This window comes from Curvibacter fontanus (genome assembly GCF_054780335.1).
Genome location: NZ_BAAGWN010000007.1, coordinates 67819 through 94118, shown reverse-complemented (window position 1 = coordinate 94118; position 26300 = coordinate 67819). Strand labels below are relative to the sequence as shown.

Sequence of the window (26300 nt, the reverse complement as noted above, 5' to 3'; positions counted from 1 at the left end):
GCCGGACAGCGAGAAATTACCTCATGCAAATCCCCTACGAGCTGCTCTTGGGTTGGCGCTACACGCGCGCCGGCCGCGCCACCCGGCGCAACGGTTTCATCTCCTTCATCTCGGGCGTGTCCATGCTGGGCATCGCGCTGGGCGTGGCCGCGCTCATCATCGTGCTCAGCGTGATGAACGGCTTCCAGAAGGAGGTGCGGGATCGCATGCTGGGCGTGGTCTCGCACATCGAGATTTTTTCGCCCTACGGCCAGGCCCTGCCCGATGCGGCGAAAACCATGGCCGAGGCCCGGGCCAATCCGCAGGTCATCGGCGCCGCGCCTTTCATCGGCACCCAGGCCCTGCTGGCGCGTGGCGAGGACATGAAGGGCGTCATCGTGCGCGGCATCGACCCGGCCCTCGAAGGCGAGGTGACCGATCTGGCCGCCGGCCTGAAGAACGGCGCGCTGGCGCGGCTCGTTCCAGGCGAGTTCGGCATCGTGCTGGGGCGTGACCTGGCGCGGCAGCTCGGCGTGCGCGAAGGCGACAAGGTGACTCTGGTGGCGCCCAGCGGCCAGGTCACGCCGGCCGGCGTGGTGCCGCGCCTCAAGCAGATGACGGTGGTGGGCACCTTCGATTCGGGTCACTACGAATACGACGCGGGCCTGGTCATGCTGCACGTGGAAGACGCCGCGCGCATCTTCCGCCTGGAAGGACCCACCGGCATCCGCCTCAAGCTCCGGGACCTGCACCAGGCGCGTGAGGTCGGTGCGCAGCTGGCTGGCACGCTCAGCGGCGACCTGCTGATCCGCGACTGGACACGCCAGAACCGCAACTGGTTCGCCGCCGTGCAGCTCGAAAAACGCATGATGTTCATCATCCTCACGCTCATCGTCGCGGTGGCGGCCTTCAACCTGGTGAGCACGCTGGTGATGACCGTGACCGACAAACGCGCCGACATCGCCATCCTGCGCACCCTGGGCGCGAGTCCGGCCAGCATCATGGGCGTCTTCGTGGTGCAGGGCGCCGCGGTGGGCGTGATCGGCACCCTGGTCGGCCTGCTGCTGGGCCTGGGCGTGGCCTTCAACATCGACGTCATCGTGCCCGCGCTGGAGAGCCTCCTGCAGGCCAGCTTCCTGCCCAAGGACATTTATCTGATCAGCCGCATGCCCAGCGAACCCCTGGCCAGCGACATCGTCCCCATCGGCGTGATCTCCCTGGTGCTGGCCTTTGTGGCCACCCTGTACCCGAGCTGGCGCGCCAGCCGCGTGAACCCCGCCGAGGCGCTGCGTTATGAGTGAAGTTAAAAACACCGTTCGCCCTGAGCTTGTCGAAGGGCTCGTCACGGCAACGACCGGCTCAGCCCGAACGGAAGTGGTTCTGGCGGCGCAAGGCCTGGACAAGCGCTACACCGAAGGGCGCCTGGACGTGCACGTGCTGCGCGGTGTGGATCTGCAGGTGCACGCCGGCGAGATCCTGGCCGTGGTCGGCGCCTCCGGTTCGGGCAAGAGCACGCTGCTGCACCTGCTGGGCGGGCTCGATGCGCCCACGAGCGGCCGTGTGCAGCTCATGGGCCAGGACTTCTCCACGCTCACGCAGACCGTGCAGGGCCGGCTGCGCAACCGGCACCTGGGTTTTGTCTACCAGTTCCACCACCTGCTGCCCGAGTTCAGCGCGCTGGACAACGTGGCCATGCCGTTGTGGATACGCCGAATGGACCGCGCCCAGGCGGCGCAGACGGCCGCCCGCATGCTGGAGGCCGTGGGGCTGAAGGAACGCCTGCTGCATCGTCCGGCCGAACTTTCCGGCGGCGAACGCCAGCGCGTGGCCATCGCCCGCGCCCTGGTTACGCAGCCGGCCTGCGTGCTGGCCGACGAACCCACGGGCAACCTGGACCGCGGCACGGCCGAGGGCGTGTTCGAACTCATGCTCAAGCTCGCACGCGAGCAGGGCACGGCCTTCATCGTCGTCACGCACGACCAGACGCTGGCGGCGCGCTGCCAGCGCACGCTACGGCTGGAGCGGGGGCGCTTGGTGGCTTGAACCGCTTGTCATAAGACAGGCTGCGGTCTATACCAAACGCGGCGCAGTAGCCGTCTAAATTGACTCGCAGGCTTGAGCCCACCCATAATCTGAGCCAACCGGCAGGCTGGGAATTGAATTCCCTATCACCACCACCTCGCAGGCGGCTTTAGTAAAACGGGGTTTATCTGCCACAGGAGGCGCTCTTGGTTTCTATGAGCTTGGCCTCGCGGCAGATAAATGTTATCGGTTAGCTGCAAAGGAGCTTCTACTTATGGGATCAGCGTCGCCAGTAACACCACACTCAATTCTTGAAAAATTCGAGTTCTACTTCTTGGGACTGACATTCACGCTCCTTGGTGCAGCCATACAGACAGCCTCTTTTGTTGGTCACAGCCATGCAAGCGTATTCGCCGAGGTTATTGGATGGGTTGGCTTTGTCCTTTCTGGTTTGATAGGCCTCTCGAAGGTGGAGCATTTGCCAGTCGTAATCTATTTACGAAACAAAAAGAATGAGTTCGAAAACAATAAAAGCCAGTTTGAACAAGCTAAATCCTCAGGAGTCTCTTCGGTCAAAATATCCCAAACGGGAGATGTAATGTTGATTGATGCGGTGATTAATCAGACCGGAGAGAGCGCCTCCCGCTTCGGAGAGCAGCTTGATAAGGTTGGAAGACGCCATGAGGTCAAGGACATCATTCAGAAATGGGCGTTCGTTCTTGGCCTACTCGCTGTGGCAAGAGCATATGACGCAGTTGCCTCCATCATTTGCGGCTAACCCCGCAGTCCCTTACTCTTGCTGTTACGTAATACGGTAGCTTCATGATCATCTACCGCATCATGGTAAAGACCTCAGGCACTGGTGGCATGTTCATGGATGGTACGCGCAGCTTGAATCTGGCTATTGACGAAGCTCGCACCATTCAGGCCGAGAACCCTCAGTTCAAGGTCACTATCGAGGCAGAGCACTGGCCTACGCTGACGACGCTCAAGTACATGTGGTACCAACTCACGCGACAGGCCGAGGGTTTTGGCGTTGAGTTCCAGAAGAGATCTGGTCACCGATATTTCTCCAGAACGGTCGTCTGGCCTGAGGCTTCCTCGCAATGAGCGACGGACCTGTATTAGCAGGCCAGTCAACACGGACGTCCTTTCGGCGGACTCCCCCTATGGTCCGCCGGTCATCTCTGCCGTCACGCGACCCTGTGATACCAAAACATCGACAGCCCCGCGCCCGCCAGCATGAACACCGCGGCCAGCAGGGCCAGCAGGGCCGAGACTTCGGTTTCCTTCTTCTCCACGCTGAGGCGTGAACTCAGCGTCTCGTAGACCTTCTTCAGGTCTTCGGCCGTGGCGGCGTGGAAGTACTCGCCCTGGGTACGCAGGGCGATCGCCTTGAGGGTCTCCTCGTCCAGGCGCACGTGCATGGACCAGCCTTCGAAGCCTATGGTCTCGCCGTTCACCGTGCCCACGCCCACCGTGTAGATGCGCACGCCGCGGTCGGCGGCCAGCTTGGCGGCTTCCATCGAGTCGATGCCCGTGGTGCGCTGGCCGTCGGTCAGCAGGATGATGGCGGCCGAGCCGTAGGAGCCCGGGGCCACGGGCTGGAATTCCTTGACACCGGTCGACTGGTCCAGCGAGACGCCGCGCGCGCGGCCGTAGGTCATGTTGCCGATGTCGATGCCGGCATCGGGAAACAGCGTGGCCAGCGAGAGCACGATGCCGTTGCCGATGGCCGTGCCGCGCTGCAGCTGGAAGCGCTCGATGGCCGAGACCAGGTCTTCGCGGTTGTGCGTGGGGATCTGCGCGACCTGGGCCGAGCCGGCAAAGGCCACGATGCCCACCTTCACATGGCGCGGCAGCTCGGCCAGGAAGGCCTTGGCCGCGTTCTGCGAGGCCTCCAGCCGGTTGGGCAGCACGTCGGCCGCGCGCATGCTGCCCGAGACGTCCATGGCCAGCATGATGGTTTCCTGCTGCGTGGGCAGCATGACGACAGCCAGCGGCCGGGCCGCCGCCAGCAGCAGGGCCGAGATGGCCAGCAGGAAGAGGGCCGGAGGCAGATGGCGCCGCCAGTGGCTCTGGCTGCCCATGGCCTGCCTGACCAGGCCCAGACTGGCGTAACGCACCACGAGCTTGCGCCTGCGCCGCAGCAGCCACAGGTAGAACAACACCAGCAGCGGAAGCAGCAACAGCAGCGCCAGCATATGGGGCCAGAGGAAATTCATGGGGAGACCTCCGCAGGCGTGCTGCGCACCAGCCGCAGATGGGCCGGCGGCGGGGCTGAGCGTGAGCGGCTGCGCTGGCGGCGCAGCTCGGCGAAGCGCAGGAGGGCGGGCACCAGCGCCTCGCCGGTGGCCAGCTCCAGCGTGTCCACCCCGGCGCGTGAGAGCGTCAGTCTTAGGGCCTCCTCGCGCTGTGTGGCCAGCTGCGCGAAGCGGGCGCGAAAGCCCGGGTCGTGCGTGTCCACCAGCAGCTGCTCGCCGGTTTCGGCATCAACCATGGGCAGCAGGCCCAGATCGGGCAGCGCCTGTTCCAGCGGGTCGTAGAGGCGCACGGCCAGCACCTCGTGGCGCAGGGCCAGGCGGGCCAGCGGCTGTTCCCAGCCGGCTTCGCTGATGAAGTCCGAGAGCACGAAGACCGTGCTGCGCCGGCGTATCAGCGCGGCGCTGTGTTGCAGCAGGTCCTGCAGGCGCGTGACGCCGGGGTAGCTGTCTTCCTGCGCGGCCGGGGCTTGCAGGCGTTGCAGCAACTGCAGCACATGGCGCCGCCCGCTGCCCGGCGGCAGCACGGCCTGGATGCCGCCGTTGTAGAACACGGCGCCCACGCGGTTGCCGTGGCGCGTGAGCAGACGCGCGAGCACGGCCACGAAGTCGGCCAGCACCTCGCGCTTGGCGCGCTCGCCCGAGCCGAAATCCACCGAGGGGCTGAGGTCCAGCAGGAACCAGGCGCTCATCTCGCGGTCTTCGGTGTAGACGCGCACGTGCGGCGCCTGCAGTCGGGCGGTGACGTTCCAGTCGATGTGGCGCACATCGTCGCCGGGCTGGTACTCGCGCAGATCGGCCAGGTCCAGGCCGGCGCCGCGCAGCAGGCTGCGGTAGTCGCCCTGCAAGAAGCCGTCCAGGCGACGCAGCACCGTCCAGTCGAGCCGGCACAAGGCCTGCTCGGCGCTTTCGCGGGTGACGGGGGCGGCCGGCTTCATCTCATGCGGCTTTCGGTTCGTGTTCCAGCACCTTGGCCGGCAGGGGCACGTGCGCCATGAACCTGGTGATCAGCGCGTCGGCGTCCAGCCCTTCGGACAGGGCTTCGTAAGACAGCACCAGGCGGTGCCGCAGAACGTCGTGCACGAGATCGCCCACGTCCTCGGGCAGGGCGTAGCTGCGCCCGCGCAGCAGGGCCAGGGCGCGGGCGCCCTCGATCAGGCTGATGGTGGCGCGCGGGCTGGCGCCGTAGCTCAGGTAAGGCGTCAGGTCCTTGAGGCCGGCGCGCACGGGTTCGCGCGTGGCGGCCACGAGCTTCACGGCGTACTGCACCAGGGCCGGGTCCACATAGACCTCGCGGCAATGGCGCTGCAGCGTGGCGAGTTGTTCCGTGGTGCTGACGGCGCTCACGGCCACGGCGGCACCGGTGACCCGTTGCACGATGACGAACTCCTCTTCCTCGCTGGGGTAGTCCACCTTCACCTTGAACATGAAACGGTCCACCTGCGCCTCGGGCAGGGGGTAGGTGCCCTCGGTCTCGATGGGGTTCTGCGTGGCCATGACCACAAAGGGCGCGGGCACCGGGTAGCTGGTGCCGGCGATGGTCACCTGGTGTTCCTGCATCACCTCCAGCAGCGCGCTCTGCACCTTGGCCGGCGCGCGGTTGATCTCGTCGGCCAGCAGCAGATTGGCGAAGACCGGGCCCAGCGCGGTGCTGAACTCGCCGCTTTTCTGGTTGTAGATGCGTGTGCCCACCAGGTCGGCGGGCACCAGGTCGGGCGTGAACTGGATGCGGCGGAACTGCCCCTGCACCACCTGGGCCAGGGTCTTGATGGTGAGCGTCTTGGCCAGGCCGGGCACGCCCTCGACCAGCAGGTGGCCCTGGGCCAGCAGCGCCACCATGACACGCTCCAGGAAACGGTCCTGCCCGACCACCACGCGCTTGACCTCGTAGAGGATCTGTTCCATCAGGCGGGCCGTGTCGGCGGTGGATGAGTTGCTCATGGTTCCCCTTTCTGGTGGAGGCGGATGACGAAATGATCTCCTTGCCGCGCAAGATCGATGACGCGGCTGCGCCGCATGACGGTAGTCGTCATAGCGCGCAGCGCCGTCATCGAAGCCGCAGGCAAGGTCATTTCGTCATCCTCAAAACGGGTGCATGCCGACGGCCGCGGCCGCGTTTTCGATGGGCACGGCGAAGCCGATGCCGATGAAGGTGCGCTGCTCGGAGGGATTGAGGATGGCGGTGACGATGCCCACCACCTCGCCGTCCATGGTGACCAGGGGGCCGCCCGAATTGCCGGGGTTGGCCGCCGCGTCGAACTGGATCAGGTTGCCGATCTGCTGCTTGCCTTCGGGCGAGCGGAAGCTGCGCCCGAGCCCGGAGACCACGCCGCTGGAAACCGAAGGCCCGATGCCGAAGGGGAAACCCACGGCCACCACGCCGTCACCCGGCTGCAGATCGGCGGTGGAGCGCAGGGTGGCGGCCTTGAGATCGTCGGGCAGCTTCTGGGCCTGCAGCACGGCCAGGTCGTTGTGGATCTGCGCGCCCGTCATGAGCGCGGCGGAACGCGAGCCGTCGTGGAAGGTGAGTTCGATGCGGCTGGCGCCGGCCACCACGTGCAGATTGGTGAGGATGACACCGCTGTCCACAATGACCACGCCACTGCCCAGGCCGTGGTCCTTCTCTTCCCCGTCCTTGTCCGTCACGAAGCCGGCGACACGCACCAGCGAAGGGGCGACGGCGGCCGCCGCGCGCGCGGCCGGTGAGGGCAGGTTGGCCGTCTCCAGCGTCCTGAGCACGGCCGCATCGATGTCCTTCTGGGTCAGCTTGCGCTGCGCGGTGGCGGGCCACAGGGCCTGGGCCAGCAGCAGCAGCAGCAGGGCGGCCAGGGCCAGCCAGCGCCAGTGCCGTTCCTGCCAATGCGGCAGACGGATGCGCCGGTGGGAGCGGGGGGAAGCGGGCGGGGGGCTGTCCGCAGCAGGCAAGACCGGGTCCGGCGCGGCGGGGCCACGCGGCGAACGGCTGTACAGGGCAGGCTGGCGCATGCGTACCCCCGGGGCTGTGCCACCGACGCAGCGGCATCGGTGCAACGGTAGCACGGCTGGGCTTTTTTTGCATGCGCACCGGCCCGGGGTCGCTCAGCTTTCCGGCATCATGGTGCCATGCAAGGCTGGATAGATACCCATTGCCACCTGGACGCTCCGGAATTCGCCGCCGACGTGGTGGCCGTGCGTGCCCGCGCACGAGAACGGGGCGTGGTCCACTGCGTGCTGCCGGCCGTGCAGGTGGCGCATTTCGACGACGTGCGCCGCCTGGCCCGTGCATCCGGTGACAGCTACGCCCTGGGCATCCACCCGCTGTATGTGAAGGACGCGCTGGACGGCGACCTGGCCCGGCTGGACGCCGCCCTGGCCGCGCACCGTGACGACCCGCATCTGGTGGCCGTGGGCGAGATCGGTCTGGACTACTTCGTGCCCGAGCTCTGCGCATCACCTTTGCGCGAGCGGCAGGAACATTTCTACGTGGAGCAGCTCAGGCTGGCGCGCAAACACGGCCTGCCCGTGATCCTGCACGTGCGCCGCTCGGCCGACATGCTGCTCAAGGGCTTGCGTGCGGTGGCGAAAGAGGTGACGCCCGGGGCGGGTGTGGACGGGCACCGCTGGCGCGGCATCGCCCATGCCTTCAACGGCAGCCTGCAGCAGGCGCAGGCCTTCATAGCCCAGGGGTTTAAGCTGGGCTTCGGTGGGGCGCTGACCTACGAGCGCGCGCAGAACCTGCGTCGCCTGGCCACCGAACTACCCCTTGATGCCATCGTGCTGGAGACCGACGCACCCGACATGCCGCCGCACTGGCTGTACACGACGGCGGAGCAGCGTTCGGCGGGTGAAGCGCAGGGGCGCAACGAGCCGGGCGAGTTGCCGCGGATTGCGCAAGAACTGGCGGCGCTGCGACAGCTGACCGGTGAAGAACTGGCTGCGGCCAGTCATCGCAACGCCTGTGCCGCCTTGCCGCGTCTGACTGCGTTGATGGATCAACCAGGCGTATGAGCGCACCGATGACCGAGCGCCTGCACGGCCTGCCGCCCATCGTCGGCCCCGACACCCGTCTGCTGATTCTCGGCAGTTTCCCGGGGGTGGCCTCCCTGCAGTCGCAGCAGTACTACGCGCACCCGCAGAACCATTTCTGGAAGATCCTGCAGTCCCTGTGGCCGCAGCATCCTTTGCCCGGACCGGCGTCTTATGCACAACGCTGCGCCTGGTTGCTGGCCCATGGCCTGGGCGTGTGGGACGTCTACGCCAGCTGCGAACGCAGCGGCAGCCTGGACAGTGCCATCCGAAACGCCGAGGTCAACGATTTCTCCGCGCTCAGGGCGCAGTGCCCGCAGCTGCAGCTGATCGCGCACAACGGGGGCGAAAGTTTCCGGCACGCGAAGGCGGTGCGGGTGGCGCTGGGGGTGGAACACTTCCCTTTGATGAAGCTGCCGTCCACCAGCCCGGCCAATGCCAGCTGGAGCTTGGCCCGCAAACAGGAAGCCTGGCGAGCGGCCATGGTGCAGGCCGGCCTGCTGTGACGGTGATAATCGATCGATCTTGAGTACGCGCAAACTTTCCCTGCCCGAAGTCCATTTCTCCGACGAGGGCCCCATCCGTCATCTCCACCTGGATTCGATCTGGATCCAGGGCTCCATGGACACCCGGGACCCGATCCGCCTGGTGCATGAGTACATCCAGCGCATGATGGCCTGGACGCTGTTCGTGGCGCCGGACACGGTGACGAAGCGCCAGGCCCTGCAGCTGGGTCTGGGCGCGGGCTCGCTGACCAAGTTCTGCGCCAAGGTCCTGCGCATGAAGACCAGGGCCATCGAACTCAATCCGCAGGTGCTGGTCGCCTGCCGCGGCTGGTTCAAGCTGCCGGCGGATACGGCGAGGATGCGGGTCATCCTGGCCGACGCGGCCAGGGAAATCCAGAAACCGGAGTGGTTCGGCGCCGTGGACGCGCTGCAGGTGGACCTGTACGACCACGAGGCGGCCGCGCCGGTGCTCGACAGTCCCGAGTTCTATGCCCACTGCCGCCGTCTGCTGACGGAGGAGGGTTGCATGACGGTCAACCTCTTCGGCCGCTCCTCCAGTTACACGAAGAGCGTGGACAAGATCGCCGCGGCTTTTGGCAAGGAGTCGGTCTGGGCCTTCAAGGCGACGCGTGAAGGCAACACCGTGGTGCTGGCCCAGCGCACGCCCTCGCGTCCGAAGCGCGCCGTGCTTGCCGAGCGGGCCGAAATCATCCAGACTCAATGGGGCCTGCCCGCCACCAAGTGGCTGCGCGGCTTCAAACCCGTCTTCGAACAATGAATCCATGAGCGCCCAGCCCAAACTCAAGAGCCTGTCCAAGTCCGAGCACGTGGGGCCGGTGGACTGGCGTCGCCTGGTCGAGTGGCTGCTGGCCGACGGCGTGATCGCCGAGGACGAGGCCCATCGCACCATCGCACGCTGCTCGCAGGCCGAGAGCGCCCAGCACCCGCTGCTGCGCCTGGCCAGTGTCTCCATCCGCCGGGCCGTCGATCACAAGCCGCTGGACGTGGAAAGCCTCACGCAGTGGCTGGCCGGTCGCGCGGGCCTGGACTACCTGCGCATCGACCCGCTCAAGGTGGACGTGGGCAAGGTGGCCGACAGCATGAGCGCGGCCTATGCCGAGCGCCACCGTGTGCTGCCGGTGCAGGTGCTGCCCACCGAGGTGGTGGTGGCCACATCCGAGCCCTACATCACCGACTGGGTGGGCGAGGTCGAGCGCCAGACCCGTCGCAGCGTGCGTCGCGTGTTGTCCAGCCCGGGGGAGATCCAGCGTTACACGGCCGAGTTCTTTGCCCTGGCCAAGTCGGTGCGCTCGGCCATGAAGTCGGGCAGCGGCAACACGGGTTCCAGCTTCGAGCAGCTGGTGGAGCTGGGCAAGACCAACAAGCAGCTCGACGCCAACGACCAGAGCGTGGTGCAGGTGGTGGACTGGCTGTGGCAATACGCCTTTGACCAGCGTGCCAGCGACATCCACCTGGAGCCGCGGCGCGAGCAGGGCGTGATCCGTTTCCGCATCGACGGCGTGCTGCACCCGGTTTACCAGATGCCCATGGGCGTGCTCACCGCCATGACGGCGCGCATCAAGCTGCTGGGGCGCATGGACGTGGTGGAAAAGCGCCGCCCGCAGGACGGCCGCATCAAGACCCGCAACCCCGGCGGTGACGAGGTGGAAATGCGGATCTCCACCCTGCCCACGGCCTTCGGCGAGAAGATGGTCATGCGCATCTTCGACCCCGACACCACGGTCAAGGACCTGGCCGAGCTGGGTTTCTCCCCCCACGACGCGCAGCGCTGGGAGGCGCTGGTCAAGCGTCCGCACGGCATCATCCTGGTGACCGGGCCCACGGGCTCGGGCAAGACCACCACGCTGTACTCCACGCTGAAGCGCGTGGCGACCGAAGAGGTCAACGTCAGCACGGTGGAGGACCCGATCGAAATGATCGAGCCGGCCTTCAACCAGACCCAGGTGCAGCCGCAGCTGGATTTCGGTTTCCCCGAGGGCCTGCGCGCCCTGATGCGGCAGGACCCGGACATCATCATGGTGGGTGAAATCCGCGACCTGGAAACCGCCGAGATGGCGGTGCAGGCGGCGCTGACCGGTCACCTGGTCTTCTCCACCCTGCACACCAACGACGCACCCTCGGCCATCACGCGCCTGATGGAGCTGGGCATTCCGCCCTACCTGCTCAACGCCACCGTGCTGGGCGTGCTGGCGCAGCGTCTGGTGCGCACCCTGTGCGCGCAGTGCAAGGTGCGCGACGAGGCGGCCACGCGCGAGCACCTGGCCGAGATGGTGAAACCCTGGAACATCAGCGGCGGCTACAAGCCCTTCAAGCCCGTGGGCTGCGTGGATTGCCGCATGACGGGTTTCCAGGGGCGCATGGGTCTGTACGAACTGCTGCTGATCAGCGAGGCCTTCAAGGACAAGGTCAGCCGCGAGCCGAATATCGAGGCGCTCAAGCGCCAGGCCGTGGCCGACGGCATGCGCCCGTTGCGCCTGGCCGGCGCCTTGCGCGTGGCCGAGGGGCTGACGGTGATCGATGAGGTGCTCGGCGCCACGCCGCCCCTGACCTGAAGCTGACCTGCGCACCGCTGCGGCGCAGGCTCATCCGCAACCTAGGGTATTCCCTGTCGGCTTTCGCTGTGCGCCCGGGGGTGCATAGGTGTAATCCACATTCGGCATGACACTTGTTCCGGGGCAGAATCCCGGTTGTTTCGGGTATGGCCCGTAGGAGACAAGTTCGTGAGATTCATCAAGAGTGAAAAAGATTTTTACTCCGGCCTGATGTTCGCCATCGTGGGCATCAGCTTTGCGTTGGGGGCTACCACCTACAACGTCGGTACCGGCGCCCGCATGGGCCCGGGTTATTTCCCGCTGCTCTTGGGCATCATTCTGGCTGTCCTGGGCGGGCTGATCATGTTCAAGGGCGTGGTGTCCAAGTCCGCGACCGGAGACAAGCTGGGTTCGGTTGCATGGAAGCAGCTGGGTTACATCATCGGGGCCAACGTGCTGTTCGGCATCCTGCTGGGCGGCCTGCCCTCTTTGGGCGTTCCGGCCATGGGACTGATCGCCGCCATCTACGGCCTGACCATCGTGTCCAGCCTGGCTGGCGAGAAGTTCAATTTGCGCGAGGTGCTGATCCTGTCCACCATCCTCGCCGTCATCAGCTACGGCGCCTTCGTGAAACTGCTGTCCCTGCAGTTCCCGGTGTGGCCGTCCTTCATCGCGGGTTGAGGAGCGCAGAAAATGGAATTGTTTGACAACCTCGCACTGGGTTTTGGTGTTGCCTTCACCTTTCAGAACCTGGCCTACGCCTTCATCGGCTGCCTGCTGGGCACGCTGATCGGCGTGCTGCCGGGCGTCGGCCCGATCGCCACCATCGCCATGCTGCTGCCGGCGACCTATGCGCTGCCCCCGGTGGCCGCGCTGATCATGCTGGCCGGTATCTACTACGGCGCCCAGTACGGCGGCTCCACCACGGCCATTCTGGTCAACCTGCCGGGAGAATCGTCCTCGGTGGTGACCGTGATCGACGGCTACCAGATGGCCCGCAAGGGCCGGGCCGGACCCGCGCTGGCCGCGGCCGGCATGGGATCCTTCTTTGCCGGTTGCGTGGGCACGCTGATCCTGGCCGCCTTCGCTGCGCCGCTGACCGAAGTGGCCTTCAAGTTCGGCCCGGCCGAATACTTCTCGCTGATGGTGCTGGGCCTGATCGGCGCCGTGGTGCTGGCCTCGGGCTCGCTGCTCAAGGCCATCGCCATGATCGTGCTGGGCCTGCTGCTGGGCCTGGTCGGCACCGACGTGAACTCGGGTGTGGCGCGCTACTCCTTCGACATCCCGGAACTGACCGACGGTATCGGCTTCATCGTGATCGCCATGGGCGTGTTCGGCTACGGCGAGATCATCGCCAACCTCTCGCAACCGGAGGACGATCGCGAGGTGTTCACCGGCAAGGTCACCCACATCTATCCGTCCAAGGAAGATTTCAAGCGCATGTTGCCGGCCGTCCTGCGCGGCACCGCGATCGGCTCCACGCTGGGCATCCTGCCCGGCGGCGGCGCCTTGCTGGCCTCGTTTGCCGCCTACACCATCGAGAAGAAGACCAAGCTCAAAAAAGGCGAGGTCCCGTTCGGCCAGGGCAATATCCGCGGCGTGGCCGCGCCCGAAGCCGCCAACAACGCCGGCGCGCAGACTTCCTTCATCCCGCTGCTGACGCTGGGCATTCCGCCCAATGCCGTGATGGCGCTGATGGTCGGTGCGATGACCATTCACAACATCCAGCCCGGCCCGCAGGTGATGACCAGCAACCCGGAACTGTTCTGGGGCCTGATCGCCTCCATGTGGTTGGGCAACCTGATGCTGATCATCCTGAACCTGCCGCTGATCGGTATCTGGATCAAGCTGCTGACCATCCCCTACCGCTGGCTGTTCCCGGCCATCGTGCTGTTCTGCGCCATCGGCGTGTACTCCACGAACAACAACACCTGGGACATCTGGATGGTCGCCATGTTCGGTGTGATCGGCTACGGCTTCATCAAGCTGGGGGTCGAGCCCGCGCCACTGCTGCTGGGCTTCATCCTGGGGCCGATGATGGAAGAGAATCTGCGCCGGGCCCTGCTGCTGTCGCGCGGCGACTGGAGCGTGCTCGTCACACGTCCGCTCTCGGCCACCCTGTTGGGCATGGCGCTGCTGCTGCTCATCATCGTGACGCTCCCTTCGATCAAGTCCAAGCGCGAGGAAGCCTTCGTAGAGGAGTGATCCCGCCGCTGCACTAAACTGGAACGGCACCTGCGGGTGCCGTTCTCACTTTCTGACTCTCAGAGGAGCTTCTTCATGACATCCAAGCTGCTGACCGGCCTGCTGGTCTTCGGTCTGTCCCTTGCCCTGCCGCTGGCCGCGCAGACCTGGCCGGGCAAGCCGATCCGCCTGGTCGTGCCTTTCCCCCCCGGTGGCGCCACCGACATCCTCGCGCGCGCTCTCTCGCAGGAGCTGGGCAGGAATCTGGGCCAGTCCATCGTGATCGACAACAAGCCCGGCGCCGGCGGCACCATCGGCGCCCTGGCCGGGGCCCAGGCCGCGCCCGACGGCTACACCCTGCTGCTGACCACCTCGAGCACGCACAGCATCGGCCCGGCCATCAACCCCAAGACCCCCTACAACGCCGAGGCCGACTTCACCCCCATCGCCTACGTGGCCAGCTCGCCCCAGGTCATTCTGGTGCCCATGACTTCGCCCGCCAAGAACCTGCGTGAATTCATAGACTACGCGCACAAGAACCCGGGGCGGCTGAACTACGCCTCCAGCGGCAACGGCACCATCTCCAACCTGTCCACCGAGATCTTCAAGGCCCGGTCCGGCACCTTCCTCGTGCACATCCCCTACCGCGGCACCGGCCTGTCGATCGCCGACCTGATCAGCGGCAAGGTGGACGTGCTGTTTGATTCTGTGGTCTCGGGCATGCCCCATGTGCGCGACGGCAAGCTGCGCGCCCTGGCCGTGACCAGTCCCAAGCGCAGCGCCCTGGTGCCCGAGCTGCCGGCCGTGGCTGAACTGCTGCCGGGCTTCGAGTCGGTCACCTGGTTTGGCGTTTACGGCCCGCGCGGCCTGCCCCCGGAGATCGTGACGCGCGTCAACCAGGCCGTGAATGCGGCGCTCGCCGAGCCCGAGCTGAAAGAACGTTTTGCGCGCCTGGGCGCCGAAACCACCGGCGGCACGCCGCAGCAGTTCGCGGCCGTGGTGAAAGCCGAATCGGCCAAGTGGAAAAAAGTCATCACGGAACGCAAGATAACGACGGATTAGCCCCCTGAGTCGCCCCCGCGAAGCGCGGGCGCCTTCCCCCTCAGGGGGACGACGCCAGCGGCCCGGCGAAGCCGGTTCCACGGCGTCCCCGGTTGAGTGGTTTGGCTGCCGACAACATGGTGATTCAAAGTGACGAAACCCTGATTTATGAACTTCAACTACAGCACCCCCTACACCAGCACGCGCCTGCCGGTCTTTGCCCGCAACGTCGTCTCCACCTCGCACCCGCTGGCGGCCCAGGCCGGCCTGCGCATGCTGCAAAAGGGCGGCAACGCGGTGGATGCGGCCATTGCCGCCGCGGCCACCATCACCCTGACCGAACCGGTCAGCAACGGCCTGGGCAGCGATGCCTTCGCCATCCTGTGGGATGGCAAGGAGCTGCATGGCCTCAACGCCTCCGGTCGCGCGCCGCAGGGCTGGACCCCCGAGTACTTCAAGCGCAAGTACGGCGAGGGCGCCAAGACACCCCCGAAGCGCGGCATCGATTCCGTCACCGTGCCGGGCGCCGTGGCCGGCTGGGTGGCGCTGAGCGATCGTTTCGGCAAGCTGCCCTTCGCCGACCTCCTGGAGCCGGCCATCGAGATCGCCGAGCGGGGTTACCTCATTCCCGTGGTGGTGCAGCAGAAGTGGGCCGCCGCCACGCCCGAGCTGCAGGGCGTGCCGGGTTTTGCCCAGTCTTTCCTGCCTTGGGGCCGTGCGCCCCAGGTGGGGGAGCTGTTCCAGTTCAAGGCCGCGGCGCGTGCCCTGCGTTTGATTGCCCAGACCAAGGGCCAGGCCTATTACCGGGGCGAGATCGCCCGGGCCCTGGAGAAATTCGCCGCTGAAAACGGCGGCCTGCTCAAGGCCAGCGACCTGGCCGCCTACCAGCCCGAGTGGGTGCAGCCCCTGGCCAAGAACTACCGCGGCTACACCTTGCACGAGATTCCGCCCAACGGCCAGGGCATTGCCGCGCAGATGGCCCTGGGCATCCTGGACAAGTTCGACCTGGGCTCGCTGCCCGTGGACAGCGTCGATTCACAGCACCTGCAGATCGAGGCCATGAAACTGGCTTTTGCCGATGTCTACCGTTACGTGGCCGAGCCGTCTGCCATGGAGGTGACGCCCGCGCAGATGCTCGATGACGTCTATCTGGCCAGCCGCGCCAAACTGATCGACATGAAGAAGGCGCAGGACTTCAAGGCCGGCAACCCGGTCAAGGGCGGCACCATCTACCTGACGGCGGCCGACGAGAACGGCATGATGATCAGCTTCATCCAGAGCAACTTCATGGGCTTCGGCTCGGGCTGCGTGGAGCCGAGCTTCGGCATCAGCCTGCAGAACCGGGGCCACGGCTTCAACGTGGACGCCCACGGCCTGAACACCGCCAATCTGGTGGCGCCGGGCAAACGGCCCATCCACACCATCATCCCGGCCTTCCTCACCAAGGACGGCCAGCCGGTGATGAGCTTCGGCGTCATGGGCGGCAATATGCAGCCCCAGGGCCATCTGCAGACCCTGGTGCGCATGCTGGACTACGGGCAGAACCCGCAGACCGCCTGCGACGCGCCGCGCTGGCGCTACAACGCGGGGCTGGAGATCAACGTCGAGGCCAGCATGAACCCGGCCACGGTGCAGGGCCTGTCGGCGCGCGGCCACCGCATGGAGGTCATCAACGACTCCTACCAGGACTTCGGCGCCGGCCAGTTCATCTGGCGCGCCGGTGACCCCAAGGTGCAGGGTTATGTGGCCGCCAGTGACGCGCGCCGCGACGGCCAGGCGGCAGGCTACTGAGGGCTTATTGTTCTGGAGCTGCATCCGAGGACGGGAATGGGGTAATTTTCTTTTAAATGGGGTAATTTGGTATTTAAATACCTCTATAATCCAGGCAATTACCCCATTTCAAGCCGATTCAGCCCCACCATGCATTCGCTGACTCCAGAGTACCTGGCCCGGCTGCGCTTCGATACCCGGCAGCTGGCCAGCCTGCGCGCCCTGGGCGAATACCGGGGCAAGCAGCGCCTCTACATTGCCCAGTCGCCCGAGGTCCTGAGCGACCTGCGGCAGGTTGCCGCGGTTGAATCGACCGAGTCTTCCAACCGGCTCGAAGGGGTGGTCGTCGCACCCCATCGGCTCAAGTCCCTGGTGCTGAAAAATGCCACGCCCCAAAGCCGCTCAGAGCAGGAGGTCGCGGGCTACCGGGATGCCTTGGCGTTGATCCACGAAAGCGCAGAGCACATGCCCTTCTCGGAAGGCACGGTGCTCCAGTTGCACGGCATGCTGTACCGCTACATGCCGCAGCCTGGCGGGCATTGGAAGGCCAGCAACAACGACATCGTGGAGCGGCACCCGGACGGCAGCACGCGCGTGCGCTTTCGTCCGGTGGCAGCACACCTGACCTCCACAGCCATGGCGGACTTGATGACGCGCTATGGCCAGGCGCGCGACCAACACTTGGCCGATCCGCTGGTGCTGGTGCCCCTGGTCGTCCTGGACTTTCTGTGTATCCATCCGTTCCCGGACGGCAATGGCCGCATGGCTCGCTTGCTGACCCTGCAATTGCTCTACCACTACGACTACACCGTGGGCCGCTACATCAGCCTGGAGCGCATCTTCGAGGAATCGAAGGAAAGTTATTACGAAACGCTGGAAGCCAGCTCACAGGGCTGGCACGAGGCTGTGCACGACATCACCCCCTGGCTGGATTACTTCTGGGGCGCCCTGCTGCGCGCCTACAAGGAATTCGAGCAGCGTGTGGGCACCATCGAGCGCGGGCGTGGCGCCAAGGGCGACCGCGTGCGCGCCGAAGCGCTCAAGCGCACGCTGCCGTTTTCCATCTCGGAAATCGAACAGGCATGCCCCGGCATCAGCCGCGACATGGTGCGGCTGGTGCTGCGCGCACTGAAGGCCGAGGGGCTGATTGCGTCCACGGGCAAGGGGCGCGGGGCCAAATGGGTCAACGTGAAGCCGCAGAACCCAACATCGACAAGTAATCCGGGAGACGAGAAATGACAATGACGCTCACAGAAATACTGAAAGACAGCGCCTACAAGCTGGGACAGTTCAAGCCGGCGCAGATCAGTGCGCTCGAAGCCGCCATCACCGTCAAGGAGGCGGGTAAGAAACCCGCGCCCTACATGACCTGCCTGGTGCGCGGCAAGTCCATCAGGCTCACGCCTGAAGAGGCCGTGCGGCAGCTGTACGTGATGGTCCTGCGCGACGATCTCGGCTATCTGGACGGCCTGGACGCATGAGTCACGCCTCGAAAGGCCTCCCCACCGGCCTCTTACTTGCGGTCGTCGGCGCCATCGCCTTCAGCGGCAAGGCCATCATCGTCAAGCTGGCCTACCGCCACGGGGTCGATGCGGTCACGCTCATCATGTACCGCATGCTGTTCGCGCTGCCGCTGTTTGCCGTCATGGCCTGGTGGGCCAGCCGGGGCAAGGCCGCGCTCACCCGGCGCGACTGGCTGGGCGTGCTGGGCCTGGGCTTCAGTGGCTATTACCTGGCCAGCTTCCTCGACTTCGCGGGCCTGGCCCACATCACGGCCTCACTCGAACGCCTGGTTCTTTACCTCACGCCCACCATCGTGCTGCTGGTCGGCCTGCTGTTCTACGGCCGGCGTGTCAGCCGCGCGCAGATCGGCGGCATGCTGATCAGCTATCTGGGTGTGATGCTCGTTTTCGGGCGCGAGGTCTCACTGGCCGGGGCCGACGTGGCCTGGGGGACGCTGCTGGTCTTCATGAGCGCCGTCAGCTACGCGATTTACCTCAGCTACAGCGGCGAACTCGTGCGGCGCCTGGGCTCGCTGCGCCTGGTGGGGCTGGCCACCAGCGTGGCCTGTCTGTTCTGCCTCCTGCAGTTCGTTCTGCTGCGCCCCCTGTCGGCCGCCCAGGTGGCACCCGAGGTGATCTGGTTGTCTCTGCTCAATGCCACCGCTTGCACCGCCGTGCCCGTGCTGCTGGTGATGATGGCCATCGAGCGTGTGGGAGCGGGCATGGCGGCGCAGGCCGGCATGGTGGGCCCCATGTCCACCATCCTCATGGGGGTGTGGCTGCTGGGCGAGCCCTTCACGGGCTGGGTCGTGGCCGGCACGCTGCTGGTGCTGGCCGGCATCTTTGTTTTTGGCCGTGCCGCCCGTGCGGCAGCGGACTGAAAGTCCCGCCCGGGCAAAGGTCAGACGGCCTCCGTATCATTTCGTCAATCTCATCTCGACACAGGAAGAACATCATGGATCTCGGCATCACAGGCAAATGGGCATTGGTGGGCGGCGCCAGCAAGGGCCTCGGTTTCGGCTGCGCGCAGGCGCTGGCACGCGAGGGCGTCAACGTGGTGATCGTGGCGCGGGGCGCCGAGGCGCTGAATGCCGCGGCGGCCAAGCTCAAGGCCGAGGCCAAGGGTGTGCAGGTCGTTGCGGTGCCGGTGGACATCACCACCGCGGCAGGACGTGAAGCCATCTTTGCCCAGCGCAAGGCGTTCGACATCGTGGTCACCAACGCCGGCGGCCCGCCGCCCGGCGACTTCCGCGACTGGAGCCGCGAGGACTGGATCAAGGCGGTGGACGCCAACATGCTCACGCCCATCGAGCTCATCAAGGCCACGGTGGATGGCATGGCCGCGCGCGGCTACGGCCGCATCGTCAACATCACGTCCAGCGCGGTGAAAGCGCCGATCGACATCCTGGGACTGTCGAATGGCGCGCGCAGCGGCCTGACCGGATTTGTCGCCGGCGTGGCGCGCAACCCCAAGCTCGCCGCCAAGGGCGTGACGATCAACAACCTCTTGCCCGGCGCCTTCGACACGGACCGTCTCAAGGGGACGATGGCGGGTGCGGCGCAGAAAACCGGCCAGCCCATCGAGGCCATCATGGAAACCCGCAAGAAGACCATCCCGGCGCAACGCTTCGGTACACCCGAGGAGTTCGGTGCCATCTGCGCCTTTCTGTGCAGCCAGCAAGCCGCTTACATCACGGGCCAGAACGTGCTCGCCGATGGTGGTGCCTACCCAGGTACGTATTGATGCAATCCTGGCGTGGCCTTATCGTCGCGCCGAGGACACCACGATGCCGCTGACGATCAGCACAAAAGCAGCGCCGTGGTAGAGCTGAGGCAGTTCGCCCAGCAGGGTTGTGGACATGAGCGCCGCGAACAGCGGTGTGAGATTGCCGAAGAAGCTGGCCACCGTGGGGCCCGCGCGCTGCACGCCCATGCCCCAGGCGCGGTAGGCCAGCACGGCCGGGCCCACGGCCACAAAGACCAGGGCCGCGATCAACGGCCAGCCCCAGACGATGGGCTGGTCCACCACCATCCATTCACCGGCAGCGAACAGCGCCGACCAGGCCAGGCCGAAGACGATCTGCGCGAGCAGGAAAGCGGCCCAGTCACCGCGGATGGTGGCCGGCTCGCCGCCAGGGCGCGCCAGCATCCAGCTGTAGAAGGCCCAGCAGATGGAGGCGATCAGTACGTAGATGTCGCCCGGCAGCAACTGGACCTGCAGCAGGGTGTCCAGATGGCCGCGGCCGAGCACCAGCAGCACGCCGCTGATGGACAGCAGGGCGCCCAGCAGCTGGCGGCGCGAGACCGGGGCGTTGAAGAAGAGCCGCCCGATGAGCTGCATCCAGATCGGCATGCTCGCCGCCACCAGCGTGACGTTGATGGGTGAGGAGGTCTTGAGCGCCAGGTACTGCAGCGCGTTGTAGGCGCCCACGCTGAGCAGGCCCAGCATGGCAAAACGCCGCCAGTGCGGCCACAGGCCGCTGTCGCGTCTGAGCACCCAGGTCGCCAGCGGCAGCAGGATCAGGCCGGCCAGAACCCAGCGCAGCAGATTGAGCATCATGGGGGGCACGAGTTCGCCCACTATGCGGCCCACCACGGCATTGCCGGCCCACATCAGGGGCGGCAGCGTCAGGAGCAGGGCGGTGGAGGGGCTGAGGCGTGTGTGCATGGTGTGGCACTGTAGCAAGCCGGTGGCCGGTCTGCCGTCAGACGGGCAGAAATGCCCTGGCGGCGGCGGGTACTCGTATGCTCACGTAGAATTTTGCGCATCAACAGGAGACAAGACATGACCCAGATCCGTTCCCGCGCCGTGCGCATAGCCCAGCATGGTGGCCCTGAAGAGATGAAGATCGTCGAGATGATGGTGGGCGAGCCCGGCCCGGGCGAGATCCGCATCCGGCACAAGGCCTGCGGCCTGAACTTCATCGACGTCTACCAGCGCAGCGGTGTCTACCAGCTGCCCATGCCCTTGCAGCTGGGCATGGAGGCCTCGGGCATCGTCGAGGCGGTGGGTGAGGGGGTCACGCACCTGAAGGTCGGCGACCGTGCCGCCTACGCCAGCCAGCCGCCCGGCGCCTATTGCGAGGTGCGCGTGATGCCGGCCAAGACGGTGTGCAAGCTGCCCGACGACATCGCCTTCGAGACCGGCGCGGCCATGATGCTCAAGGGCCTGACCGTGCAGTACCTCTTCAACCGGGTGCGCCCGGTCGAGGCCCTGCAGCCCGGCGACCACGTGCTCTTCCACGCCGCCGCCGGCGGCGTGGGCCTGATCGCCTGCCAGTGGGCCAGGGCCCAGGGCCTGCAGCTGATCGGCACGGCGGGTTCGGACGCCAAGTGCGAGCTTGCGAAGGCCCATGGCGCCGCCCACGTGATCAACTACAACAAGGAAGACTTCCTGCCGCGCGTGAAGGAGATCACCGGCGGCAAGGGCGTGAAGGTGGTGTACGACTCCGTCGGCAAGGACACCTGGGACAAGTCGCTCGATTGCCTGCGGCCTTTCGGCCTGATGGCCAGCTTCGGCAATGCCTCCGGCGTGGTGCCGCCCTTTGCGCCGGGCAGCCTGGCGGCCAAGGGTTCGATCTACGTCACGCGCCAGACCCTGTTCAGCCACATCACCACACGCGAGACCACGCAGTCCATGGCCGACGACCTGTTCGCCATGGTGTCCAGCGGCAAGGTGAAGATCAACATCTCCCAGCGCTACCCGCTGGAACAGGTGCAGCAGGCGCACCGCGACCTCGAAGCCCGCAAGACCACGGGCTGCACCATCCTGACGCTGTGAGGCACGCCAGGCGCGGAGGCTGAAGCCAGCTCCGCGCCAGCGCGTCGCCGCTCAGCTGCGAGAGCGTTTCACGCGCAGGAGTTCGTCGAGCAGCAACAGGATCACGCCCAGGGTGATGGCGCTGTCGGCCAGGTTGAAGGCCGGGAAATGCCAGCTGCCGATGTGGAAGTCCACCATGTCCACCACGTAGCCGTGCAGCAGGCGGTCCAGCACATTGCCGATGGCGCCGCCCATGATGCAGGTCAGCGCAAAGCAGAACAGGCGCTGGCCGGCATGGGCGCGCAACATGGTGATGATGAAGACCGTGGCAGCCACGCCGATGCCCACGAAGAGCCAGCGCTGCCAGCCGTCAGCCCCGGCCAGGAAGGAGAAGGCCGCGCCGCGGTTGTGCACCCGCACGATGTTGAGCCAGCCGGTCAGCTCGGTGGCCTCGCCATAGTGGTAGTAGGCCAGGATCAGCACCTTGCTGAGCTGGTCCGCCAGCAGGATCAGAAAGGCCAGGCCCAGCCATTTCAGCAGGCCGACGTTGGTGTGGGGGCGTATCTTGGCCATCAAATCCAATCCGTTCGGGCTGAGCTTGTCGAAGCCCCAGCACCCGGGTTCAAGAGAGAGAGAGCCCTTCGACAGGCTCAGGGCGAACGGCTTCAGGCATGCAGTCGATGCTCACCCTGGCCGTAGAGATTGCTGGTGCAGCGGCCGCACAGCGTGGGATGGGATGCATCGGTGCCCACGTCCTCGCGGTAGTGCCAGCAGCGTTCGCATTTGGTCGCCGCGCTCGGCGCCACCTGCACCGTGAGCGCGCCTCCGGGTTGCAGCGTGACGGCCGAGGTGATGAAGACGAACTTCAGGTCCTCGCCCAGACTGGCCAGCAAGGCGTGGTCTTGCGCATTGGCTGCCAGTGTCACGGTGGCTTGCAGCGAGGCGCCCACCTTGCCATCGGCGCGCAGCGCCTCGATGTCCTTGTTCACGGCGTCGCGGATCTCGCGCAGGCGCCCCCACCTGGCCAGCAGCGCCGCATCGGGCTGTCCCAGATCGACATAGGTCTCCATGAAGATCGACTCGGACGAGCCGATCACCTTCCACGCCTCCTCGGCCGTGAAGCTCAGGAAGGGCGCCATCCAGCGCAGCATGGCTTGCGTGATCTGGTGCAGCGCGGTCTGGGCGCTGCGACGGGCCAGTGATTTGGGCGCCGTGGTGTACAGGCGGTCTTTCAGCACGTCCAGGTAGAAGGCGCCCAGGTCCTCGCTGCAGTAGACCTGCAGCTTGGCCACCACCGGGTGGAACTCATAGACCTCGTAGTGCGCCAGGATCTCGGCCTGCAGTTCGGCCGCGCGGCTCAGGGCGTAGCGGTCGATCTCCAGCATCTGATCCAGCGGCACCGCGTCTTTGGCCGGGTCAAAGTCGCTGATATTGGCCAGCAGGAACTTCAAGGTGTTGCGGATGCGGCGGTAGGTGTCCACCACCCGCGCCAGGATCTTGTCGTCGATGCCCAGGTCGCCCGAGTAGTCGGTGGCGGCGCACCACAGGCGGATGATCTCGGCGCCCATCTTCTCGCTGACCTGCTGCGGGGCCACGACGTTGCCCACGCTCTTGCTCATCTTGCGGCCCTGGCCGTCCACGGTGAAGCCATGGGTCAGCAGGCCGCGGTAGGGCGCGCGGCCGTACATGGCACAGGCGGTCAGCAGCGAAGAGTGGAACCAGCCGCGGTGCTGGTCGTGGCCTTCCAGATACAGGTCGGCCTCGGGGCCACCGTCCTCGTGGCCGCTATGCGGGTGCGAGGTCTTGAGCACCGTGGTGTGCGTGGTGCCGGAGTCGAACCACACCTCGAGGATGTCGCTGCTTTTGCTCCACTGTGCGGCGCCGCTCTTGTCACCGATGCGCTGCAGGATGTCGGCGGTGGAGAGCTTGCTCCAGGCCTCGATGCCGCCCTGCTCGACGACTTCGGCGGCCAGGTCGATGATCTCGGGCGTGCGCGGATGCGGCTCGCCGCTGTCCACGTCGAGCAGGAAGGGCAGGGGCACGCCCCAGCTGCGCTGGCGCGAGATGCACCAGTCGGGCCGGTTGGCGATCATGTCGCGCAGGCGGGTGCGGCCGTTCTCGGGGTAGAAGCTGGTGTCGTCGATGGCGGTCAGGGCCATCTGGCGCAGGGTCTGCGGCGCCTTGTCCTGGGTGAAGATGCCCGTGCCCTCGTCCATGCGCACGAACCACTGGGCCGCGGCGCGGTAGATCACGGGTGTCTTGTGGCGCCAGCAGTGCGGGTAGCTGTGCGTGATGTCCTGGGTGGCGAACAGGCGCCCGGCGTTCTTCAGCGCCTCCAGCACCAGGGGCACGGCCTTCCAGATGTGCTGGCCGCCGAACAGGGGGAAGTCCGCGGCGTAGGCGCCATTGCCCTGCACGGGGTTGAGGATGTCGTCGTACTTCAGGCCGTGGGACACGCAACTGTTGAAGTCGTCCACGCCGTAAGCCGGCGCGGAGTGCACGATACCTGTGCCGTCATCCGCGGTGGCGTAGTCGGCCAGGTACACGGGGCTGAAGCGGCGGTAGCCGGCATCCACGTCGTACAGGGGATGCTTGAAGTTGATCAGGTCCAGCTTCTTGCCCAGGGTGGTGGCCAGCACCTTGCCCGTGAGCTTGTAGCGTTCCATGCATTTGTCGACCAGCACGGCGGCCAGCACCAACAGGCCACGCTCGGTCTGCACCAGGGCGTACTCGAGCTCGGGGTTCAGGTTGAGCGCCTGGTTGGCGGGGAGGGTCCAGGCGGTGGTGGTCCAGATCACAGCGTAAATGGGCTGCTCGCTGCCCCTCACCCCGGCCCTCTCCCCAGAGGGGCGAGGGAGTTCTGCATTGCTCCCTCTCCCATTGGGTGAGGGCAGGCCGAACGCAGCCAGCAGCTTTTCGGGCTCGGCACATTCAAAACCCACGTCCAGCGTGCTGCTCTTCTTGTCCGCGTACTCGATCTCGAACTCGGCCAGGGAGGAGCCGCAGTCGAAGCACCAGTAGACGGGCTTGAGGCCGCGGTAGACGAAACCACGCTCCATCACGCGCTTGAAGGCGCGGATCTCGGCGGCCTCGTTGACGTAGTCCATGGTCCGGTAAGGCTTGTCCCACTGGCCCAGCACGCCCAGGCGCTTGAAATCGGCCATCTGGCCGGCGATCTGCTCGGTGGCGAAGGCCCGGCTTTTCGCCTGCATCTCGTCGCGCGGCAGGTTGCGGCCGTGCAGTTTCTCGATGGCGTTCTCGATCGGCAGGCCGTGGCAGTCCCAGCCCGGGATGTACTGCGCGTCCAGGCCCTCGAGCTGGCGCGCCTTGACGATCATGTCCTTGAGGATCTTGTTGACGGCATGGCCGATGTGGATCGAGCCGTTGGCGTAGGGCGGGCCGTCGTGCAGGATGAACTTCGGCTTGCCGTGGCGCACATCGCGCAGTTTCTTGTACAGGCCCTGCTCTTCCCAGGCCTGGACCCAACCCGGCTCGCGCTTGGGCAGGTCCCCGCGCATGGGGAAGGGCGTGTCGGGCAGGTTCAGCGTGGCGCGGTAATCAGTTTTGGCTTCGGACATGGTCAACTCGAAAGGGCTTCGACAGGCTCAGCCCGAACGGGAGTGGTCGGAACGAGTAAACAAGCCGTTCGCCCTGAGCCTGTCGAAGGGCGGCGACCGCAAGGGGTCCGGTCTAAATTCGGTCGCGCGTGGTCTGCCGGTGGGTCTCGGAGTGCGTGGATGCAAACCAGGCGCGGGCAGCATCGCAGTCCTGGTGGATGCCCTGCGTGAGGGTCTCCAGGCTGGCGTATTTGAGTTCGTCGTGCAGTTTGTGCAGCAGTTCCACGCGGATGATTTTACCGTAGCCCCCCTCGGCGCCCAGGGCGGCGGGCCAGTCCAGGCAATGGGTTTCCAGCAGCACGCGCCCGCCGTTGACATCGTTCGGGTCCAGCGAGGGGCGCACCCCGAGATTGGCCACCCCGCGCAGGGGCTGGTCTACCAGGCCGTGCACCAGCACCGCAAAGATGCCGGCGGCGGCCGGCTTCCAGTGCGTGAAGCGCAGGTTCAGGGTCTTGAAACCCAGCTCACGCCCGAGCTTGCGCCCGTGCAGCACATGACCGGAGATGTGGTACGGGTGGCCCAGCAGGCGGGCCGCGTCTTCCATGCGCCCCTCATGCAGGGCGGCGCGCACGGCCGAGCTGGAGACGCGCAGGCCATGCACTTCGTAGCTGTTCATGCGCGCCACGTCGAAGCCCTTTTGGGTGCCGGCGGCGTCCAGCAGGGCGTAGTCGCCGGCACGTTTGGCGCCGAAGCGGAAGTCGTCGCCTACCAGCACGTAGCGTGTGCCCAGGCCGCGCACCAGCACATCGTCGATGAAAGCCTGGGGGGTGAGGCCGGCCAGGCGCGCGTCAAAGGGCAGCACCACGACCTGGTCGATGCCGCAGCGCTGCAGATCGGCCAGCTTGTCGCGCAGGGTGGCGATGCGCGCGGGCGCCAGCGCCGCATTGCCCGCGGCTCCGGCGAAGTAGTCGCGCGGGTGCGGCTCGAAGGTCATGGCGCAGCTGGGCACGCCGCGCTGCGCCGCCTCGCCGCGCAGCAGGGCCAGCATGGCCTGGTGGCCGCGGTGCACGCCATCGAAATTGCCGATGGTCAGGGCACAGGCCGGGGCGATGCCGGGGTGGTGGAAGCCGCGAAAAACCTTCATCTGGGGGTGTCTGGTTC

26 protein-coding genes are annotated in these 26300 nt (G+C 66.2%); 17 read left to right on the top strand and 9 right to left on the bottom strand.

Going from position 1 to position 26300, the window contains the following annotated elements:
* The first annotated feature begins 23 nt into the window (after window positions 1-23).
* The 4 genes from ACYVH8_RS04535 (at window position 24) to ACYVH8_RS04520 (ending at window position 3111) form a co-directional block, all read left to right on the top strand.
* Entirely contained in the window at window positions 24-1280 is a 1257-nt protein-coding gene (locus ACYVH8_RS04535) for a lipoprotein-releasing ABC transporter permease subunit (protein WP_460487693.1), read from the top strand.
* The gene (gene lolD, locus ACYVH8_RS04530; RefSeq protein WP_460487692.1) at window positions 1273-2022 is read left to right on the top strand and encodes a lipoprotein-releasing ABC transporter ATP-binding protein LolD; all 750 of its coding nucleotides are present in this window, start codon (window positions 1273-1275) and stop codon (window positions 2020-2022) included. The genes ACYVH8_RS04535 and lolD overlap by 8 nt, the downstream gene beginning before the upstream one ends.
* Window positions 2023-2275: 253 nt before the next feature.
* Window positions 2276-2779, top strand: coding sequence for a hypothetical protein (locus tag ACYVH8_RS04525; protein WP_460487691.1), 504 nt, complete (start codon window positions 2276-2278; stop codon window positions 2777-2779).
* A gap of 44 nt (window positions 2780-2823) precedes the next feature.
* Window positions 2824-3111 (top strand): hypothetical protein, encoded by a 288-nt coding sequence (locus ACYVH8_RS04520; RefSeq protein WP_460487690.1) that lies wholly within the window; start codon window positions 2824-2826, stop codon window positions 3109-3111.
* Between the two features lie 83 nt (window positions 3112-3194).
* Here the strand turns inward: ACYVH8_RS04520 and ACYVH8_RS04515 are convergent, their stop codons facing one another.
* From ACYVH8_RS04515 to ACYVH8_RS04495, 5 genes are read right to left on the bottom strand one after another with little or no spacing between them, the layout of a single operon-like run.
* Entirely contained in the window at window positions 3195-4226 is a 1032-nt protein-coding gene (locus ACYVH8_RS04515) for a VWA domain-containing protein (RefSeq protein WP_460487689.1), read from the bottom strand.
* Window positions 4223-5200: a DUF58 domain-containing protein gene (locus ACYVH8_RS04510; protein ID WP_460487688.1), complete on the bottom strand. Its 978-nt coding sequence runs from the start codon at window positions 5198-5200 to the stop codon at window positions 4223-4225. Before ACYVH8_RS04510 ends, ACYVH8_RS04515 begins: the two co-directional genes overlap by 4 nt.
* A 1-nt stretch (window position 5201) precedes the next feature.
* Entirely contained in the window at window positions 5202-6203 is a 1002-nt protein-coding gene (locus tag ACYVH8_RS04505) for an AAA family ATPase (protein ID WP_460487687.1), read from the bottom strand.
* Window positions 6200-6334, bottom strand: a complete 135-nt coding sequence (locus ACYVH8_RS04500; RefSeq protein WP_460487686.1) for a hypothetical protein — start codon at window positions 6332-6334, stop codon at window positions 6200-6202. The genes ACYVH8_RS04505 and ACYVH8_RS04500 overlap by 4 nt, the downstream gene beginning before the upstream one ends.
* A gap of 10 nt (window positions 6335-6344) precedes the next feature.
* A complete protein-coding gene (locus tag ACYVH8_RS04495; protein ID WP_460487685.1) occupies window positions 6345-7247 on the bottom strand; it encodes a S1C family serine protease in 903 nt (300 codons plus the stop codon).
* Window positions 7248-7364: 117 nt separating this feature from the next.
* Between ACYVH8_RS04495 and ACYVH8_RS04490 the strand changes: the two genes are divergently transcribed.
* The 12 genes from ACYVH8_RS04490 (at window position 7365) to ACYVH8_RS04435 (ending at window position 19566) form a co-directional block, all read left to right on the top strand.
* The gene (locus ACYVH8_RS04490; protein ID WP_460487684.1) at window positions 7365-8249 is read left to right on the top strand and encodes a TatD family hydrolase; all 885 of its coding nucleotides are present in this window, start codon (window positions 7365-7367) and stop codon (window positions 8247-8249) included.
* On the top strand, window positions 8246-8773 hold the full coding sequence (locus ACYVH8_RS04485) for a DNA-deoxyinosine glycosylase (RefSeq protein ID WP_460487683.1): 528 nt from the start codon (window positions 8246-8248) through the stop codon (window positions 8771-8773). Before ACYVH8_RS04490 ends, ACYVH8_RS04485 begins: the two co-directional genes overlap by 4 nt.
* Window positions 8774-8792: 19 nt before the next feature.
* Entirely contained in the window at window positions 8793-9551 is a 759-nt protein-coding gene (locus ACYVH8_RS04480; RefSeq protein WP_460487682.1) for a class I SAM-dependent methyltransferase, read from the top strand.
* Between the two features lie 4 nt (window positions 9552-9555).
* Window positions 9556-11346, top strand: a complete 1791-nt coding sequence (locus ACYVH8_RS04475) for a GspE/PulE family protein (RefSeq protein ID WP_460487681.1) — start codon at window positions 9556-9558, stop codon at window positions 11344-11346.
* 210 nt (window positions 11347-11556) lie between these two features.
* The gene (locus ACYVH8_RS04470) at window positions 11557-12006 is read left to right on the top strand and encodes a tripartite tricarboxylate transporter TctB family protein (protein WP_460487741.1); all 450 of its coding nucleotides are present in this window, start codon (window positions 11557-11559) and stop codon (window positions 12004-12006) included.
* A 12-nt stretch (window positions 12007-12018) separates the two neighbouring features.
* Entirely contained in the window at window positions 12019-13530 is a 1512-nt protein-coding gene (locus ACYVH8_RS04465; protein ID WP_460487680.1) for a tripartite tricarboxylate transporter permease, read from the top strand.
* A gap of 75 nt (window positions 13531-13605) precedes the next feature.
* Window positions 13606-14571 (top strand): Bug family tripartite tricarboxylate transporter substrate binding protein, encoded by a 966-nt coding sequence (locus ACYVH8_RS04460; RefSeq protein WP_460487679.1) that lies wholly within the window; start codon window positions 13606-13608, stop codon window positions 14569-14571.
* A gap of 147 nt (window positions 14572-14718) precedes the next feature.
* On the top strand, window positions 14719-16341 hold the full coding sequence (locus ACYVH8_RS04455) for a gamma-glutamyltransferase family protein (protein WP_460487678.1): 1623 nt from the start codon (window positions 14719-14721) through the stop codon (window positions 16339-16341).
* Window positions 16342-16470: 129 nt separating this feature from the next.
* Window positions 16471-17559, top strand: a complete 1089-nt coding sequence (locus ACYVH8_RS04450) for a Fic family protein (protein ID WP_460487677.1) — start codon at window positions 16471-16473, stop codon at window positions 17557-17559.
* On the top strand, window positions 17556-17801 hold the full coding sequence (locus ACYVH8_RS04445; RefSeq protein ID WP_460487676.1) for a hypothetical protein: 246 nt from the start codon (window positions 17556-17558) through the stop codon (window positions 17799-17801). The genes ACYVH8_RS04450 and ACYVH8_RS04445 overlap by 4 nt, the downstream gene beginning before the upstream one ends.
* Complete coding sequence (locus tag ACYVH8_RS04440; protein WP_460487675.1) at window positions 17798-18703, top strand: DMT family transporter; 906 nt, start codon at window positions 17798-17800, stop codon at window positions 18701-18703. Before ACYVH8_RS04445 ends, ACYVH8_RS04440 begins: the two co-directional genes overlap by 4 nt.
* A 74-nt stretch (window positions 18704-18777) precedes the next feature.
* Complete coding sequence (locus tag ACYVH8_RS04435) at window positions 18778-19566, top strand: SDR family oxidoreductase (RefSeq protein ID WP_460487674.1); 789 nt, start codon at window positions 18778-18780, stop codon at window positions 19564-19566.
* Window positions 19567-19584: 18 nt separating this feature from the next.
* Here ACYVH8_RS04435 and ACYVH8_RS04430 read toward each other — a convergent pair whose 3' ends face one another.
* The gene (locus tag ACYVH8_RS04430) at window positions 19585-20490 is read right to left on the bottom strand and encodes a DMT family transporter (RefSeq protein ID WP_460487673.1); all 906 of its coding nucleotides are present in this window, start codon (window positions 20488-20490) and stop codon (window positions 19585-19587) included.
* Window positions 20491-20607: 117 nt separating this feature from the next.
* Here ACYVH8_RS04430 and ACYVH8_RS04425 point away from each other — a divergent pair, with 117 nt between their 5' ends.
* A complete protein-coding gene (locus tag ACYVH8_RS04425) occupies window positions 20608-21603 on the top strand; it encodes a quinone oxidoreductase family protein (RefSeq protein WP_460487672.1) in 996 nt (331 codons plus the stop codon).
* Between the two features lie 51 nt (window positions 21604-21654).
* Here the strand turns inward: ACYVH8_RS04425 and lspA are convergent, their stop codons facing one another.
* From lspA to ACYVH8_RS04410, 3 genes are all read right to left on the bottom strand, one after another.
* The gene (gene lspA / locus ACYVH8_RS04420) at window positions 21655-22155 is read right to left on the bottom strand and encodes a signal peptidase II (protein WP_460487671.1); all 501 of its coding nucleotides are present in this window, start codon (window positions 22153-22155) and stop codon (window positions 21655-21657) included.
* A 92-nt stretch (window positions 22156-22247) separates the two neighbouring features.
* The gene (gene ileS / locus ACYVH8_RS04415) at window positions 22248-25160 is read right to left on the bottom strand and encodes an isoleucine--tRNA ligase (protein ID WP_460487670.1); all 2913 of its coding nucleotides are present in this window, start codon (window positions 25158-25160) and stop codon (window positions 22248-22250) included.
* Window positions 25161-25272: 112 nt separating this feature from the next.
* Window positions 25273-26283 (bottom strand): bifunctional riboflavin kinase/FAD synthetase, encoded by a 1011-nt coding sequence (locus ACYVH8_RS04410; protein WP_460487669.1) that lies wholly within the window; start codon window positions 26281-26283, stop codon window positions 25273-25275.
* Window positions 26284-26300: the final 17 nt, after the last annotated feature.